The organism is Streptomyces sp. NBC_00223, assembly GCF_036199905.1.
In the GTDB taxonomy this organism is placed as follows: domain Bacteria; phylum Actinomycetota; class Actinomycetes; order Streptomycetales; family Streptomycetaceae; genus Actinacidiphila.
This window is the reverse complement of the sequence record NZ_CP108109.1, coordinates 2,339,422-2,356,291: the sequence shown is the minus strand read 5'-3', so window position 1 is coordinate 2,356,291 and position 16,870 is coordinate 2,339,422. Positions and strand designations below refer to the sequence as shown.

8 protein-coding genes are annotated in these 16,870 nt (G+C 73.0%); 6 read left to right on the top strand and 2 right to left on the bottom strand.

The annotated features are described in order from the left end of the window. Positions 1-99: 99 nt before the first annotated feature. The 3 genes from OHA30_RS09895 (at position 100) to OHA30_RS09885 (ending at position 5,633) form a co-directional block, all read left to right on the top strand. Complete coding sequence (locus OHA30_RS09895; protein WP_328913447.1) at positions 100-540, top strand: Fur family transcriptional regulator; 441 nt, start codon at positions 100-102, stop codon at positions 538-540. Positions 541-823: 283 nt separating this feature from the next. Beyond that, positions 824-2,629, top strand: a complete 1,806-nt coding sequence (locus tag OHA30_RS09890) for an RCC1 domain-containing protein (RefSeq protein WP_328913446.1) — start codon at positions 824-826, stop codon at positions 2,627-2,629. Between the two features lie 130 nt (positions 2,630-2,759). Beyond that, positions 2,760-5,633, top strand: a complete 2,874-nt coding sequence (locus OHA30_RS09885) for a helix-turn-helix transcriptional regulator (protein ID WP_328913445.1) — start codon at positions 2,760-2,762, stop codon at positions 5,631-5,633. Positions 5,634-5,786: 153 nt separating this feature from the next. On the opposite strand, the gene OHA30_RS09880 is transcribed toward OHA30_RS09885, so the two are convergent. Together OHA30_RS09880 and OHA30_RS09875 are read right to left on the bottom strand one after the other, a co-directional pair. Next, positions 5,787-7,604: a hypothetical protein gene (locus tag OHA30_RS09880; RefSeq protein WP_328913444.1), complete on the bottom strand. Its 1,818-nt coding sequence runs from the start codon at positions 7,602-7,604 to the stop codon at positions 5,787-5,789. Positions 7,605-8,249: 645 nt separating this feature from the next. After that, positions 8,250-10,895 carry a LuxR C-terminal-related transcriptional regulator gene (locus OHA30_RS09875; RefSeq protein WP_328913443.1) on the bottom strand — a complete coding sequence of 882 codons (2,646 nt, stop codon included), beginning with the start codon at positions 10,893-10,895 and terminating at the stop codon, positions 8,250-8,252. 227 nt (positions 10,896-11,122) lie between these two features. Here OHA30_RS09875 and OHA30_RS09870 point away from each other — a divergent pair, with 227 nt between their 5' ends. The 3 genes from OHA30_RS09870 to ppdK all read left to right on the top strand — a co-directional run bounded on the left by OHA30_RS09870 (position 11,123) and on the right by ppdK (position 16,293). Then, on the top strand, positions 11,123-11,728 hold the full coding sequence (locus OHA30_RS09870) for a hypothetical protein (RefSeq protein ID WP_328913442.1): 606 nt from the start codon (positions 11,123-11,125) through the stop codon (positions 11,726-11,728). A 136-nt stretch (positions 11,729-11,864) separates the two neighbouring features. After that, positions 11,865-13,028 (top strand): tRNA dihydrouridine synthase DusB, encoded by a 1,164-nt coding sequence (gene dusB, locus OHA30_RS09865; RefSeq protein ID WP_328913441.1) that lies wholly within the window; start codon positions 11,865-11,867, stop codon positions 13,026-13,028. A 538-nt stretch (positions 13,029-13,566) separates the two neighbouring features. Further along, positions 13,567-16,293, top strand: a complete 2,727-nt coding sequence (gene ppdK / locus OHA30_RS09860) for a pyruvate, phosphate dikinase (protein ID WP_405785633.1) — start codon at positions 13,567-13,569, stop codon at positions 16,291-16,293. The last annotated feature ends 577 nt before the right edge of the window (positions 16,294-16,870 follow it).

Below are 16,870 nucleotides of genomic sequence, written 5' to 3'. Positions count from 1 at the left end.
GGCCCTGTCCGGACACATGCGCGAGGCGCCCGGCGCGGAAGCCGAGCATGTCCGGCGGGACCGAGCACGACTGAGAACGACCGAGAAAGGGAGGCACCGGTGAACACCACCAACCATCCCGTGCGTGGCCGTTCGACCCGGCAGCGGGCCGCGGTGGCGGCAGCCCTCGACGAGGTCGACGAGTTCCGCAGCGCGCAGGACCTCCACGACCTGCTCAAGCACCGTGGGGACTCGGTCGGCCTCACCACTGTCTACCGGACCCTCCAGTCGCTCGCCGACGCGGGCGAGATCGATGTGCTGCGCACCGGCGACGGCGAGTCGGTGTACCGCCGCTGCTCCGGCGGCGGCCACCACCATCACCTGGTCTGCCGGGTGTGCGGCAAGGCCGTCGAGGTCGAGGGGCCCGCGGTCGAGAAGTGGGCGGAGACGGTCGCCGTGGACCACGGCTTCGTGGACGTGGCCCACACGGTGGAGGTCTTCGGCACGTGCGCGGACTGCGCCGCGGCCGCGGACGCCGCCGACCCGGCCGCCCAGAGCTGAGCCCGGTCGCCGCCGCGCCGGGCCTCCCCGCCCAGAGCTGAGCCCGCGTGCAGCGCCTGGGCGCTGCCGCGTCACCGCCACGCCCAGGTCGGGCCGACGCCGCAGGACGGTCGCGGCCGGTGCGAGCAGACCGACCTCCTGGGTTACGGAGTCCGTCGGCACGGTCCGGCGGCGCTCCCAGGGTTCTCCCTAGTCCTGGCCGGGACGGGCTCCCGGTGCGGATGGCGGGTGCTCTCATGTGTTCCGCCTGTAGGAACAGGTGGAACACCATATGGGGGGCACCATGATGGACCGTCTTGACCGTGGCCGGCCGGACACCGGCGACCGGCCCCGCGGTGGGAGGCGTACGGGCCTGAGACTGCTCGCGCCGGTCGTCTCAGCGGCCGTCGCGGCCGTCGCCACGGTGGCCGTCACACCTTCCGCCGCGGTGGCCGCGAGTGCCACCGACTCGATCACGCTGTCCTGGGGCGGTAACCCGTACGGAGAGCTGGGCAACGGGACCACCAGTACCACGAGCACTCCTCCCGGCCAGGTGATGTCCGGGGGCGGCCTGGTGCAACTGGCCGCCGGCGCACAGTCCAGCCTCGCGCTGACCTGGGACGGCCAGGTCCGCAGCTGGGGCTACAACGCCCACGGCGAACTGGGCGACGGCACCACGACCGACCGCAGCACGCCGGTGACCGTCCCCGGGCTGAACGCGGTGGTACAGGTCTCCGCGAACTCCTACGACAGCGCCGCCGTGCGGTCGGACGGCACCGCGTGGACATGGGGCTCCAACGATGACGGCGAACTGGGCGACGGCACCACCACGGACCGTCACTCCCCGGTCCAGGTGAAGGGCCTGACCCACGTACGGCAGATCTCCGTCGGCTACCTGCACGACCTGGCCGTCCGGACGGACGGCACGGTATGGGCCTGGGGCCTCAACAACCACGGCCAACTGGGCAACAGCGCCACCACCTTGAGCACCGTGCCCGTGAAGGTGGCCGGCCTCACCGGGATCGTCCAGGTCGCGGCGGGCGACGACGACAGCTTCGCGCTGCGGTCGGACGGCACGGTGTGGGCCTGGGGCGCCAATCCCGACGGTGAGTTGGGCGACGGCACCACCGTCTCCCGGAGCACCCCGGCGAAGGTGACCGGCCTGTCCGGCGTGACGCAGGTGTCGGCCGGTGTCGGCCACGTCGTGGCCCTCCGGTCCGACGGCACCGCGTGGACGTGGGGCTACAACGACGACGGTGAGTTGGGCGACGGCACCACCGTCTCCCGGAGCACCCCGGCGAAGGTGGCCGGCCTGACCGGCGTGACGCAGGTGTCGGCCGGCACCTGGCAGACCGCGGTCGTCCGGTCGGACGGCACCGTCTGGTCGTGGGGCAGCAATCTCTACGGGCAGCGTGGCGACGGCTCCTCGGCCGCCCAGACCGACACGCCCGTCATGGCGTCGGTGAGCGGGGTGACCCAGGTGGCCGCCGGCGGCACCCACACCCTGGCGCTCAAGGCGCTGAGGCCGATCAGCAAAACCGCTCCCACTGTCAGTGGCAAGACCGCTGACGGCAGTGTGCTGAGCGCCGCGCACGGCACCTGGACCGGCACCGGCCCGATCACCTACACCTACCGCTGGCAGCGCTGCACCGCCGACGTGTCCTCGTGCCCGGACATCGCGGGCGCGACATCGGCCACCTACCGGCTCAAGCACGCCGACGTGGGCAGCCGTATCCGCGTGGGTGTGTCCGCCGGCAACCTCGGCGGTACGGCCAGGCCGGTGCAATCCCTGACCACGGCCGTGGTCAGGAAGGCCCCGCCGGTGAACAAGAAGGCGCCGACGGTGACCGGTACGAAGACCAGCGGCAAACTCCTCACCGGCCACCCCGGCACCTGGACCGGCCTGACCCCGATCACGTACGCCTACCGCTGGCAGCGCTGCACCGCCAAGGGCACCGGCTGCAAACCCATCAGCGGAGCCACCCACACCACCTACCGCCTCACAGCAAAAGACACAGGCAAACGCGTACGCCTGAACATCACCGCCACCAACGCCGACGGCCACACCACAGCCCACTCCCCGGCCACCCCGGCGATCAAGAAAAACTGACAACCACCCGCACCCCCGGCACCACAGAACACAGCACCACCCACCCACCGCATCGCCGCCCACACCAGCGGCGATGCGGCCACTCCACAGCTCTCCTCGATCCACCCGGGCACGGTTACTCTCATCGCCAATGGAGACATTCGTCGGCAGGCGGCACGAACTGGCCGTTCTGCGAGCCGCGTTGGAGAGCGCCCGAGCGGGTTCGGCCCAATTCGTCCTGGTGGAGGGCGACCCCGGCGCGGGCAAGTCGACGCTGCTCGCGGAGTTCACCGGCCGGACGGCGGGCACGCGCGCCCTGTGGCTGCGCGGCGAGGAGGACGAGCGGCTGCTGACCGGCGCGGCCCTCGACACGATGGTGCGGAACACGGGCGCGGCGCGCAGAAGCGCGCCCCCGGCGTCCGGCGGGCACCCGCGCTCTCCGCTGCGCGACGCCGCCGAGCTGATCGACCTGCTCGGCGCGCTCCCGGCGACGGCGACAGGGACGGGGTCGGCGCCAGGGACGGGCACGGGCACCATGGCGGCAACAGAGGTGACGGCAGGCTCGGGGCCCGGGGCCGTCGTCCTGATCGTGGACGACCTGCAATGGCTGGACCAGCACTCCGCCGAGGCGTTGCTGCTCGCCCTGCGGCGGTTGCGCAATGACTGCCTGCTGACGCTGGCCACTGTGCGCAGCCGCTCGCTGCCGGTGCTGGGTGAGCCGTGGCTGCGTTTCCTGAACGGTGATCCCCTGGTGACGCGGCTGCCGCTGGGCTCGTTCAGCGTCTCCGACATCTGGAAGCTGGCGTCGGTCCGGGGCACCGCGGTCACTCCGCAGGTCGCCGCCGCGGTGCTCCGGGACACCGGCGGGAACCCGCTGCACTGCCGGCTGGTGCTTGACGCCCTCGACCCGGCGGCGCGGGCCGGGCTGACCGCGGACCTGCCGACCCCGGTCTCCATCGACCAGATGGTGCGGCACCGGCTGAACGCGCTGTCGGCGCCGGCCCGGGCGGTCGCCGAGGCGGCGGCCGTACTGGGCCCGCGCCCGCCGCTGCGGGACGTGGCCGTGGTCGCCGCCGTCGACGACCCGTCCGGGGCCGCCGCCGAACTCGCCGCGGGCTATCTGCTCGACGAACAGCCCGGGACGGCGGACGCCGAGGTCCGCTTCACCCACCCGCTGATCCGGCGCGCGGTCGAGGCGACGATCCGCTTCGAGCGCCGCCGGGAGCTGCACGCCCGGGCCGGCACCCTCGGCGGCCCGGTCGGTCTGGCCTACCGGGCCGCCGCCGCGTCCGGCCCCGACGACCGACTGGCCGCCGAACTGGAACAGGAAGCGCGGAACGCGGCGGCCGCGGGCGCGGTCGAGCCCGCCGCGGAGCTGCTGCGCCGGGCCGCCGGGCTCTGCGGCGACGCACGAGAAGGCCACCGGCTGATGCTCGACGCGTTCGAGACGCTGCTCGACTCCGGCAACGCGGGGGCCGCCGAACCGTTCGGCCGCCGGTTCCGTGCCGAGGCCGCACCCGACGCGCGGACCGCGGCGCTCCTGGGCCGCCTCGACATGCTCGGCGGACGCGTCGCCGAGGCCGAGCGGCTGCTGGACCACGCCTGGCACACCCGCGACGGCCAGGATCGTGGGCCAGGACCGCGCGCCGGTCCCGGGCCCGCCCCCGCTCCCGCTCCCGGCCCGGACCGGACCCTGTCGGCGGTGGCGACGGGCGCCGCGCAGCTGGCCAACTTCCTGGTACTGATGGGCGACGGCGACGGCGCCGGGCGGTGGATCGGCCGCGCCATCGACATCGGAGGCGCCGAGAACTGCGCCACCGCCTGCGTGCTCGGCATCGTCCGGGCCATGGTCGGGGATCTGGCCGCTGCTGCCGACGCCTTCGCCCACCTGCCGCAGGCGTCGGTGCGGACCCGTCCGGAGGACACCGACGCTCTCACCATAAGAGGCCTGGTCCGGACGCTCGGCGAGGACTTCTCCGGTGCGATCACGGACCTGTCGGTCGCGTGGTCAAGGACGCGTTCCGGCTGGCCTTCCAGGCTGGCCAGCCAGACGCTGACCTTCCTCGCCGACGCCGAGTACCGGCAGGGCCACTGGGGCGACGCGGCCACCCACACCGAACTGTCCGTGTCGCTGGCGCACGACGCCGACCGCGTGTGGGAGCTGCCCTTCATCCACGGCTATGCCGTCCTCGTACCCGCCGCCTGCGGCAACACCGGCCTCGCCCAGGCACACGCGGAGGCCGCGCGGTCCTCGGCGATCGCGGTCGGCATACCCGCCGGACTGGTGACCGCCAGCGCGGCCTGCGCCGTCGCGGCCGGTGCGCGGGGCGACCACAGCGGTGTCCTGGCCGCGGCGGAGCAGTTGCGGGCCATCGGGGACCCGGCTCCCTTCGACAGCCTCGGCCTGTGGGAGTGGCGGCCCGCCGAGATCGAGGCGTACCTCGCCCAGAAGCGGTGGACGGAGGCCGAACGCGCGCTGGACGAAATGGACCGGATGCCGAGCCGTTCCGCGACGGCCACCCGCGCCACCGAGGCGGCCAGGCTGCGCGCCGGACTGGCCCTCGCCCGCCACAACCCGGCCGCCGCGGCCATCGCCTTCGAACGGGGACGCGCCGCCGCGCCCCGCGCCGGCCGGTACACCCGCGCGCTGCTCGACCTGGAGGAGGGCCGCCGGCTGGCGGCCGGCGAACGCCGCCGCGCCGTCGCCCTGCTCACCTCCGCCCGCGAGGTCTTCCGTACGCTCGGCGCGCGCCCCGCACTGGCGGCGGCCTCGCGTGAACTCGCCTCCCGTGACGTACTGGTGCCGGCCGCCCCGTCCCGCAGGATCAGCATCACCCCGGCCCAGGCGTCCGTGGCCCGACTGGTCACCGCCGGCCGCTCCAACCGGGAGATCGCCGCCGAACTCGTGGTCAGCGTCAAGACGGTGGAGTACCACCTCGCCCAGATCTACGCCGCCAACGGCATCCGGTCACGCACCGAACTGACCGCGCTGCTGGTGGCCGGCGGCTGGCCCGGCGCGCGCTGAGCGGCGCCCCGCGCTCGGTCCCGGCGTGTTCCCGAAGCGGTTCCGCGGCGGGCGCGACCGTGTCCGTGGAGTGGCCGCATCGCCGCTGGTGTGGGCGGCGATGCGGTGGGTGGGTGGTGCTGTGTTCTGTGGTGCCGGGGGTGCGGGTGGTTGTCAGTTTTTCTTGATCGCCGGGGTGGCCGGGGAGTGGGCGGTGGTGTGGCCGTCGGCGTTGGTGGCGGTGATGTTCAGACGTACGCGTTTGCCCGTGTCGGCTGCTGTGAGGCGGTAGGTGGTGTGGGTGGCGCCGCTGATGGGTTTGCAGCCGGTGCCCTTGGCGGTGCAGCGCTGCCAGCGGTAGGCGTACGTGATCGGGGTCAGGCCGGTCCAGGTGCCGGGGTGGCCGGTCAGGAGTTTGCCGCGGGTCTTCGTACCGGTCACCGTCGGCGCCTTCTTGTTCACCGGCGGGGCTTTTTTGACGATGCCGGTGGTCGTGGACCAGATGGGTCCGTTGGTGCCGCCGAGGTTGCCGGCGGACACGCCCACACGGATGCGGCTGCCCACGTCGGCGTGCTTGAGCCGGTAGGTGGCCGATGTCGCGCCGGCGATGTTCGGGCAGGAGGACACGTCTGCGGTGCAGCGCTGCCAGCGGTAGGTGTAGGTGATCGGGCCGGTGCCGGTCCAGGTGCCGCGGGTGGCGCTCAGCACACTGCCGTCAGCGGTCTTGCCACTGAGGGTGGGAACGGTCTTGTCGTACGGGCTCAGTGCCAGGAGCACCAGAGAGTGGACCTCGCCGGCGGCCACCTGGGTCGCCCCGCTCACCGACGCCATGACGGGGGTGAGCGAGCCGGGGTCCGGGGACCCGTTGCCCAGTTCCCCGAACATGTTGCTGCCCCACTCCCAGACGCTGCCGTCGGACCGGACGGCGGCGGTGTGGTAGAAGCCGGCCGATATCTGGGTCAGGCCGGACAGGCCGGCGACCTTCACCGGTGCGGTGGTGCTGGTGGCCGTGCCGTTGCCCAGCTGGCCGTCGGCGTTGTAGCCCCATGTCCTGGCGGTGCCGTCGGACCGGAGGGCCGCGGCGTGCAGGGTGCCGGCCGATATCTGCTTCACGCCGGTGAGGCCGGGCACCTTCGCCGGTACGCTGCGGTCGGTGATCGAGCCGTCGCCCATCGTGCCGTAGCCGCCGTAACCCCAGGCCCACACCGTGCCGTCCGACCGCAGCGCGAGGCTGTACTCGAAGCCCGCCGCGACCTGGACGACATCGGTCAGACCGGACACCTTCACCGGTGCGTGGCGTGTGGTGGTGGTGCCGTCGCCCAGTTCGCCGTCGCCGTTGAGGCCCCAGGCCCACACGGTGCCGTCCGTCCGCACGGCCAGGTCGTGCTGGTAGCCGACGGAGATCTGCCGTACGTGGGTCAGGCCCTTCACCTGGACCGGGGAGTGGCGGTCGGTCGTGGAGCCGTCGCCCAGTTGGCCGTAATAGTTGGAGCCCCACGTCCACGCGGTCCCGTCCGACCGCACAGCCGCGCTGTCGTAGCCGTTCGCGGCTATCTGCACCGCACCGTTCAGTCCGGACACGGTCGACATGGTGGTGCGGTTGAGGGTGCTCCCGTCGCCCAGTTCGCCGTAGGCGTTGTAGCCCCAGCTGCGGACCTGGCCGTCCCAGGTCAGCGCGAGGCTGTGCTCGAATCCCGCGGCCAGTTGCACCATGCCGGCCCCGGACGCCACCTGGATGGGCAGGATGCTTTTGCCGCTGCTGCCGCCGTTGCCCAGCTCTCCGTAAGCGTTGCTGCCCCAGGACAGCGTGATCGAGTCGGTGGCGCTCGCGGCCACGGCGGCGGAAGGTGTGACGGCCACCGCGGCGACGGCCGCGACGGCCGCGGAGACGACCGGCGCGAGCAGTCTCAGGCCCGTACGTCTCCCACCGCGCGGCCGGTTGCCGGTGTCCGGCCGGCCACGGTCATGACGGTCCATCATGGTGCCCCCCATATGGTGTTCCACCTGTTCCTACAGGCGGAACACATGAGAGCACCCGCCCGCGGTAACCGGGGGCCCGTCCCGGCGAAGACTAGGGAGAACCCTGGGAGCCCGCGCCGCGGACGCCGCGCCCGCGGGCGCCGACTGCCCGTCCCGGCGCCGGTCGACCCGGCCGTACCGGGGTACGCGGCGGCGCTGCACGGGGTCGAACTGCTGGGCCCTGTGCCGGTGGTGTGTCACTGAGGCGAGGACGCTCCCGCCGAGGCCGGCGGGGCCGGAGCCGGGTCGGGGGCGGAGCCGGGTCGGGGGCGGGGCCAAGGGGCGACGCTGCCGCGACCGGGCGGTCGGTGTACGGGCCGCGAGCGGTCTGTCGGTCGGCGGAGCCGGCGCGTCGAGGTGCGGGCAGACGTGCGGGCCGATGTGCCGACCGAGGTGCGGGCTGAGGTGCGCGTCGAGGTGCGGGCTGAGGTGCGCGTCGAGGTGCGGGCGGATGTGCCGACCGAGGTGCGGGCTGACGTGCGGGCCGACGTGCGCGTCGATGCGCCGACCGAGGTGTCGATCGAGGTGCGGGCTGGGGTGCGCGTCGAGGTGCCGATCGAGGTGCGGGCTGAGGTGCGGGCAGACGTGCCGGACGGCCGGTTGCGGCGGCGCCGGACCTCAGCCCCGGGCCAGGGCGGCCGCGAGATCGGCGCGGCGGGTCACGCCGAGCTTGGCGAAGGCACGGGCGAGATGGCCGTCGACGGTCCGGGGCGAGACGGTGAGCCGTTCGGCGATCTGCCGGCTCGACAGGCCGCTCACGGCCAGCCCGGCGACCTCGCGCTCGCGCCGGGTCAGCGGCGAGGGCAGGGCGCAGGCCAGGAGCGCTGCCGTGACGGGCCGGCCGCACCGGTCGGCCAACGCCGCGGCGCGTGCCCGGGCGAGGTCGGCCGGGCGCGACAACCCCGCGCGTTCATGGGCGCCGGCCGCCTCGGCGGCGGCTTCGGCGGCGAGCAGCAGCGCCCCGAACTGCTCGAACCGCGCCGATACCGCGTCGAGCCGACGGCCGTCGTCGTCGCGCACGGCAAGGGCGTGGTCACGACAGCACACCGCGAACGGGCCGTCCGTCAGCGCCGTGGCGGCAGGCAGCAGGCGTGCCGCCGGACCGGCCCGGCCCAGGCGCAGGGCGTCGTGCAGGGCGGCGACTTCGAGGGCGTGCCGACCGCTCCGCCGGGCCTGCTCGGCCGCTGCCAGGGCCAGATCGCCCGCACGGGTCGACTCCCCGCGTGCGTGAGCCACCCATGCCTCGGCCAGGCCCACCAGCGGCGCGAAGGCGCGGTTCCCGGCGGTCAGGTACGTCGACGCCCGGTCCAGGGCCGCCTCGGCTCCGGCGAGATCCCCGGCCTGGGCGCAGGTCTGGGCCAGGCTCGCCAGCCCCAGGGGAAGCGGCCCGGTGGCCCCCTTCCGGGGGAAGGAGGCGGCGGCTTCCCGCAATCGGTCCCGCGCGACCGGGAGGTTCCCGGCCGCGAGCGCGGTGAAGCCGAGCAGTACGCTCGCCAGCGCCGTGGCGGTGAGCTCCCGGTGTGCCAGGGCCTCGTCGTACACGGATCCGCCGAGCTGCTCGGCCCGCGCCAGATCCCCCATGAACACGTGGGCGAAGGCGATGTCGGTCACCAGCCGGGCCCGGCTCACGGGCTCGGTGTCCGGTGCGACCGCCACCGCCGCCAGGGCGGTCTCCGCCCAGCCGAGCGCTTCCGCCGCCCGACCGCACAGGACGAGCGCGGGCACTACCGCCGTCAGCGTCCGGACCACGTTGCCCGGGGCGGCGTCGGGGTGGCGAAGGACCGTGTCGCCGGTGGCCACCGACTCCGGCGCCCGGCCGTCCAGCAACTGGACGGCGGCCCGCAGAGCGGTGAGTTCGTGCCGCGGTGCCGGGTCCGCGATGACGTCCTCGGCGTCGAGCAGCACTCGCTCCGCCCGGGCGGCCAGCCCGCGTCCCCAGAACAGGGACACCGCGGTCGCGAGCGCGACCCGGGTCCGCTCGGCGTCCGAGGCGGCGAGCAGGGAGAGTTCGGCCAGCAACCGGTCCGCGCTGTCGGCCCGCCCCTGCCAGGCCAGGGTTTCGGCCAGCAGCAGCCCGCCCTCCAGCCTGGCCCCCGATTCCATGGCGGCCCGGGCCAGTTGCTCCGCCAGGGCGGCGTCCTGGAACGTGTGGGTACGCCGTGCGGCCCGCAGATAGAGATCGGGGTGGTCACGGCTGCCGCTGCGCAGCCGCCACACGGCCACCCGGATCTCGTCGCGCCCCCGCCGAGGACCGGCGTCGGCCGCGTCGGCGAGCCGTCCGCACAGCGTCCCGACCCGCAGGGACCCGAGCCCGGCCCGGACGACCTCCCCGTGGAGGGGGTGCGCGATCCGCAGCAGCCGGTCCGTGTCGTCGTGGTGGACCGACACCAGGCCGCGCTGTTCCATGGACTCCAGATCGGCGTCCGGCACCAGGTCCGCCGCGTGCCGCAGCCGGAGGGGTTCGCCCAGGGCCAGCAGTTCCAGGATCTCCCGCTCGGCGGGACCGACCCGGCCGAGCCGGGAAGCGACCAGGTCGGCCAGCCGGGCGCCCGGAGCGGGCCGGTCGTCCCATCGCCACACGCCCGCGCTGCTGTGCAGTGCCCCCGTCGCCAGCGCGTCCTGGATCAGATCGTGGAGCACCAGCGCGTTTCCGCGGCTGAACTGCCATATCTGTTCCAGGGTGAGCCCGGCGACGTGGCCGCCCAGGACGGTCCTGACCAGCTCGGCGGTCTCCGCGTGGTCGAACGCCTGGATGTCCACCCGGCGCACGGACCCGTCCTGCCACGCGCCGTCCTGCCACAGCCTGGACACCGAGTCCGGGACGGTCTCGCCCGAACGGACCGTCAGGACCAGCCGGGCGTCCGCCGTGCCGACCAGGTGCAGCAGAAGCAGCGCGGAGCAGTTGTCGAGCAGATGGGCGTCGTCCACGCCGAGCAGGAGGGGCCGGCCCCCGGCGCGCCGCGTCACGGCCGCGGCGATCGCCCGGCTCACCCCGAGCGGATCGCGCGCCTCCACGGCGTCCGGCAGCAGCCCCGCGACCGCGCCGAAGGGGATGTCGCAGGCGCCGGCCGTCGCCACCACCCACCGGGTGGCCATTCCGCCGGCCGCCGCTCGTCGCAGAACCTCCCTGGCCAGCCGGGTCTTGCCGACCCCGGCCGGGCCCGCCAGCACGACTCCGCGCGGGTGCGCCCCTTCGGCCGAGAGCGCGCTCTCGACCAGAGACAGCTCCCGGTGCCGGCCGGTGAAGGACCACGCGTTGTCCATGGCGACGGAGCTTAGAGGCTTCGCGGACACCTCCGCCCACCCTGTCGCTGGGGCTCCCCACGCCGCCTGTCCGCGCGAATTCCCCTGTGCGGTATCCGCAGGCCCTTACCGAAAAGCAGGTAACGACTACTCGGTTTTTCACGCGGCCCCGCTTCTACGCTCCGCAGGGTCACAGCACGAGCAGCGGCAGTGCACCCGCACCGACCGGCCGCTGGCATTCAGGGGGAATGATGAAGATCGTCAAGGCACTGGCCGTATGCGCGGTGGTCGGGCTGGCCGCCGGCTGCTCGTCCGGTTCGGGGTCCGGCCCGGGGTCCGACCCGGCCGTCAAATCCACCGGCAGCGCGCAGACAGGAGCGAAGACGGGGGCCAAGGACTCCGGGGCCTGCAAGGGGACCATCGGCGTCACCTTCTGCTACCGGATCAAGATCTCCGGGGCGGCCACGGCCGACGGCACCGCCACCGGCGGCGGCCCGCACGGCACGTGCGCCGACTGGGTCAAGGGCGAGTCGGGCTCCAGCGGCCTCGAACTGGTGATCCCCACCACCGGACTCCTGCTGAGCACCCCCAGGGTGATGATGAACGACGTCATCCTCACCGGGTACACCGGACCCGGCACGTACTCCACCGACCAGGTCACCGCCGAGGCCGGATTCGGCATGGTGATCGACGACAAGCAGTTCGACATGGACTCGACCGACGGGACGACCGCCTCGGTGACCGTCAACGCGGACGCCTCCGGGACAGCCACGTTCAAGAAGCTGGAGATCCGGAGCGAGCCGGCACCGCGTCCCGCCGTGGACGCGACCTTCTCCTGGACCTGCGCCGACTGACACCCCCGTTCCCGTCCTGCCCGGGTCCGGATACGGGAGCCGGACCCGCCGTACGGGACCCGCACGGCGGGCCGGACCGGAAGCCCGTCCCGTACGGACACGGACCGACCCTCCGCCGTACGGGACAATGGACGGCATGACCGCTGACGCCACCTTGACCCGGCCCGGAACCAGCGCGCTGCGCATCGGCCCGCACACCGTGCACCCGCCGGTCGTGCTCGCCCCGATGGCCGGCATCACCAACGCGCCCTTCCGCACGCTCTGCCGGGAGTTCTCCGGCGGCAAGGGCCTGTTCGTCAGCGAGATGATCACCACCCGCGCGCTGGTCGAGCGCAACGAGAAGACCATGCAGCTCATCCACTTCGACGCCACCGAGACCCCGCGCTCGATCCAGCTCTACGGCGTCGACCCGGTGATCGTCGGCAAGGCCGTACGGATGATCGTGGACGAGGACCTGGCCGACCACATCGACCTCAACTTCGGCTGCCCGGTGCCCAAGGTGACCCGCAAGGGCGGCGGCTCCGCGCTGCCCTTCAAGCGCAACCTGCTGCGGGCGATCCTGCGCGAGGCGGTCGGCAACGCGGGCGACCTGCCGGTCACCATCAAGATGCGCAAGGGCATCGACGACGACCATCTGACGTACCTCGACGCGGGCCGGATCGCGGTCGAGGAGGGGGTGACGGCGGTCGCGCTGCACGGCCGTACCGCCGCCCAGCACTACGGCGGCACCGCCGACTGGGACGCCATCGCCCGCCTCAAGGAGCATGTGCCCGAGATCCCGGTGCTCGGCAACGGCGACATCTGGTGCGCCGAGGACGCGGCCCGGATGATGCGCGAGACCGGGTGCGACGGTGTGGTGGTCGGGCGCGGCTGCCTGGGTCGGCCCTGGCTCTTCGGCGATCTGGTGGCGGCCTTCGAACCCGGCGGGCCGGCCCCCGCCACCCCGGACTTCGGGCAGGTCGCGGTCGTGATGCGGCGGCACGCCGAACTGCTCGGCCAGTGGCTCGGCGACGAGGCCCGCGGAGTGATCGACTTCCGTAAGCACGTGCCCTGGTACACCAAGGGCTTCTCCGTCGGCTCCGAGCTGCGCCGCGCCCTGGCGACGTCCTCGTCGCTGGCCGAGATGGACGAGCACCTGGCACGGCTGGACCACGCCCAGCCGTGGCCCGCGCACGCCGACGGGCCGCGGGGGCGGACGGCGGCGGGCAAGCGGGTTGTCCTGCCGGACGGGTGGCTCGACGACCCCTACGCCTGCGCTGCGCTGAGCGAGGACGCGGAGTCCGCCACGTCCGGCGGCTGAAAGCGGCCCCGTTAGGGGCGCGAGGAACTGCGCGGGCAACCTGCCACCGGCCCGGTGGTCCGGACACGGCAGCAACAGCCCCTTTGAGTCGGTGACGACCCGCGGCCGCGTCGTGGCCGATCGCGCAGTTCCTCGCACCCCTAGCGGAGCGTAGACCGCGTACGTTCGGAGGATGAGACAGCACATCAGCGTGCCGCGTGATTCGCGCCACGCTTGATAACCCTCGCGCTCAAACGAGCGCACAAAAGAGCACTGCACCTCTCGAATGAATGGCACTCAGTGCCACCCCACCGCCTCCAGGCAATCACATCAACCCTCACTCACCGTACACAGAACCGATCCTGCGGCTCGCTCAGCGAAGCCGTCCCTTCGACTCGTGAACGAGTACCGAACCTCCCGCGTCTGTCCGCCGACATTGGATCTGTCGGCAGACGGGCGGTTACACCCGTGTGTCGTGCTGATGGACGTACTGGGATGCCTTCGAGATGGGTACGCTCCCCGCCGTCAGGGCATCCCGGACGCGAGGAGTCGAAGACCCGTGTCGGCACGACAGAAGAAGCAGAAGTTCGTCTACGACTTCACTGAGGGCAACAAGGACCTCAAGGACCTGCTCGGCGGGAAAGGTGCGAATCTCGCCGAGATGACCAACCTCGGACTGCCGGTCCCTCCCGGCTTCACCATCACCACCGAGGCGTGCAGGGTCTATCTGGAGTCCGGAGCGGAGCCCTCCGCGCTGCGCGACGAGGTGAGTGCGCACCTCGACGCGCTGGAGCAGCGGATGGGCAAGAAGCTCGGCCAGCCGGACAACCCCCTGCTGGTGTCGGTGCGTTCGGGCGCGAAGTTCTCCATGCCCGGGATGATGGACACCGTTCTCAACATCGGTCTGTCCGACGCCTCCGTGGTCGGACTCGCCCAGCAGGCGGGCAACGAGCGGTTCGCCTGGGACTCGTACCGCCGCCTTGTGCAGATGTTCGGCAAGACGGTGCTGGGCGTGGACGGCGAGCTGTTCGAGGAGGCGCTGGAGGAGGCCAAGCGGGCCAAGGGGGCCGACAGTGACCTCGGCCTGGACGCGGCCGACCTGCGGCAGCTCGTGGACGACTTCAAGGCGATCGTCGCCAAGGAGGCCGGGCGGGACTTCCCGCAGGAGCCGCGCGAGCAGATGGACCTCGCCGTCCGCGCGGTCTTCGACTCCTGGAACACCGACCGGGCCAGGCTCTACCGCCGCCAGGAACGTATCCCCGGCGACCTCGGCACCGCCGTCAACGTCTGCTCGATGGTCTTCGGCAACCTCGGCCCGGACTCCGGCACCGGGGTCGCCTTCACCCGTGACCCGGCCAGCGGCCACCAGGGCGTCTACGGCGACTACTTGCAGAACGCGCAGGGCGAGGACGTGGTGGCCGGCATCCGCAACACCGTGCCGCTCGCCGACCTCGAAGCCGTCGACCGGACGTCGTACGACCAGCTGTTGACGATCATGGAGACGCTGGAGACGCACTACCGGGACCTGTGCGACATCGAATTCACCATCGAGCGCGGGCACTTGTGGATGCTCCAGACCCGGGTCGGCAAGCGGACGGCGGCCGCCGCCTTCCGGATCGCCACCCAACTCGTCGACCAGGGGCTGATCGACGAGGCCGAGGCGCTGCGGCGGGTGAACGGGGCCCAGCTCGCGCAGCTGATGTTCCCCCGCTTCGAGGAGTCCGTGGCCGACAGCGCCGGGGTGCGGCGGATCGGCTGGGGCATCGCGGCCTCGCCGGGCGCGGCGGTCGGCAAGGCGGTCTTCGACTCGTACACGGCGGTGAAGTGGTCGCGCTCGGGCGAGCGGGTCATCCTCATCCGCCGCGAGACCAACCCCGACGACCTCGACGGCATGATCGCCGCCCAGGGCATCCTCACCTCCCGCGGCGGCAAGACCTCGCACGCGGCGGTCGTCGCCCGGGGCATGGGCAAGACCTGTGTGTGCGGCGCCGAGGAGCTGGAGGTCGACACCAAGCGGCGACGGCTGACCGCTCCCGGGGGAGTGGTGATAGAGGAGGGCGACCTCATCTCGATCGACGGCTCCACCGGCAAGGTGTACCTCGGCGAGGTGCCGGTCGTGCCGTCCCCGGTGGTCGAGTACTTCGAGGGCAGGATGCACGCGGGCGCCGAGGAGGCCGACGAACTCGTGCGGGCCGTGCACCGGATCATGGCGTACGCGGACCGCAGGCGCCGGCTGCGGGTGCGGGCCAACGCCGACAACGCCGAAGACGCCTCGCGGGCCCGGCGGTTCGGGGCGCAGGGCATCGGGCTGTGCCGGACCGAGCACATGTTCCTGGGCGAGCGGCGGGAGTTGGTCGAGCGACTGATCCTCGCCGACACGGACGCCGAGCGCGAAGAGGCGCTGGGCGCTCTGCTCCCCTTGCAGAAGGCCGACTTCATCGAGCTGTTCGAGGCGATGGACGGACTGCCGGTCACCGTACGGCTGCTGGACCCGCCGCTGCACGAATTCCTGCCGGACATCACCGAGTTGTCGGTCCGGGTCGCGCTCGCGGAGTCCCGCAAGGACGCCAACGAGAACGATCTGCGGCTGCTCCAGGCCGTGCACCGGCTGCACGAGCAGAACCCCATGCTGGGGCTGCGCGGGGTGCGGCTCGGGCTGGTCGTCCCGGGGCTGTTCGCCATGCAGGTGCGGGCCATCGCGGAGGCCGCGGCCCACCGCAGGTCGGTCAAGGGCGACCCCCGGCCGGAGGTGATGATCCCGCTGGTCGGCACCGTGCAGGAGCTGGAGATCGTACGCGAGGAGGCCGACCGGGTGATCGCCGAGGTCGAGGCGGCCACCGGTACGCGGCTCAACCTGTCCATCGGCACGATGATCGAGCTGCCGCGGGCCGCGCTGACGGCCGGTCAGATCGCGGAGGCGGCCGAGTTCTTCTCCTTCGGTACGAACGACCTGACCCAGATGGTGTGGGGCTTCTCGCGCGACGACGTGGAGGCGTCCTTCTTCACGGCCTACCTGGAGAAGGGCATCTTCGGGGTCTCCCCGTTCGAGACGATCGACCGGGACGGCGTGGGCGCGCTCGTACGGTCGGCGGCCGAGTCCGGGCGGGCCACGCGCCCCGGCCTCAAGCTCGGGGTCTGCGGGGAGCACGGCGGCGACCCGGAGTCCGTCCACTTCTTCCACGAGGTGGGCCTGGACTACGTCTCCTGCTCGCCGTTCCGCATCCCGGTGGCCCGGCTCGAAGCGGGGCGCGCGGCGGCGAAGTCCGCGGAGGCGGGCACCCGATGACCACCTGACCGGGCCGGACCCGGACCCGTCGGCGGAGGCCTTTGCCCTGGGGCCTACCCTCACCGCCCGCCCCCGGGACCCGGCCCACCCCGCCGGGGACGGCGCTTCGTGCGGAGGCGCCGTCCCCGGCCTTTTCATTCATGTGAGCACCGACTTCCGGCAGGCCCGGCAGGCCCGGCGGGCCCTTGGTGTGCGGCTCCGCGAGCTGCGCACCGAGGGCCGCTGTCCTGGACGAGCGACCAAGTCCTGCCCCCGGGGGCTGCCGGAAAGGCGGCTGCGCCGCCGATCCCGGGCCGATCCCGGGCCGACTCCAGCCGGATCCGGACGCACACCATGAGTACCGCGAGGCCGGACCCGCCCCCGGACCCGCCCCCGGACCCGCGCCGGATCCCCCGCCGGACCGGCGCCGGACCTGCCCCGGACCTGCCCCGGACCCCCCCGCCGGACCCGCCGCCGGACCCGCGCCGGCTCCCCGTAACAACACCCGGCTCCCCTCCGGACCCGCATCCCGTGAGTGGGCCACGGAAAATGGTTGTACGGTAGTAATCATTAGACGAATACAATCATGGGAGTCCAC

What these genes read in the sequence shown, in the direction of transcription:
- OHA30_RS09890 (WP_328913446.1), top strand. Translation starts at nt 824, where the DNA reads ATGATGGACCGTCTTGACCGTGGCCGGCCGGACACCGGCGACCGGCCC.
- OHA30_RS09885 (WP_328913445.1), top strand. Translation starts at nt 2,760, where the DNA reads ATGGAGACATTCGTCGGCAGGCGGCACGAACTGGCCGTTCTGCGAGCC.
- OHA30_RS09880 (WP_328913444.1), bottom strand. Translation starts at nt 7,604, where the DNA reads ATGGGGGGCACCATGATGGACCGTCATGACCGTGGCCGGCCGGACACC.
- OHA30_RS09875 (WP_328913443.1), bottom strand. Translation starts at nt 10,895, where the DNA reads ATGGACAACGCGTGGTCCTTCACCGGCCGGCACCGGGAGCTGTCTCTG.
- OHA30_RS09870 (WP_328913442.1), top strand. Translation starts at nt 11,123, where the DNA reads ATGATGAAGATCGTCAAGGCACTGGCCGTATGCGCGGTGGTCGGGCTG.
- dusB (WP_328913441.1), top strand. Translation starts at nt 11,865, where the DNA reads ATGACCGCTGACGCCACCTTGACCCGGCCCGGAACCAGCGCGCTGCGC.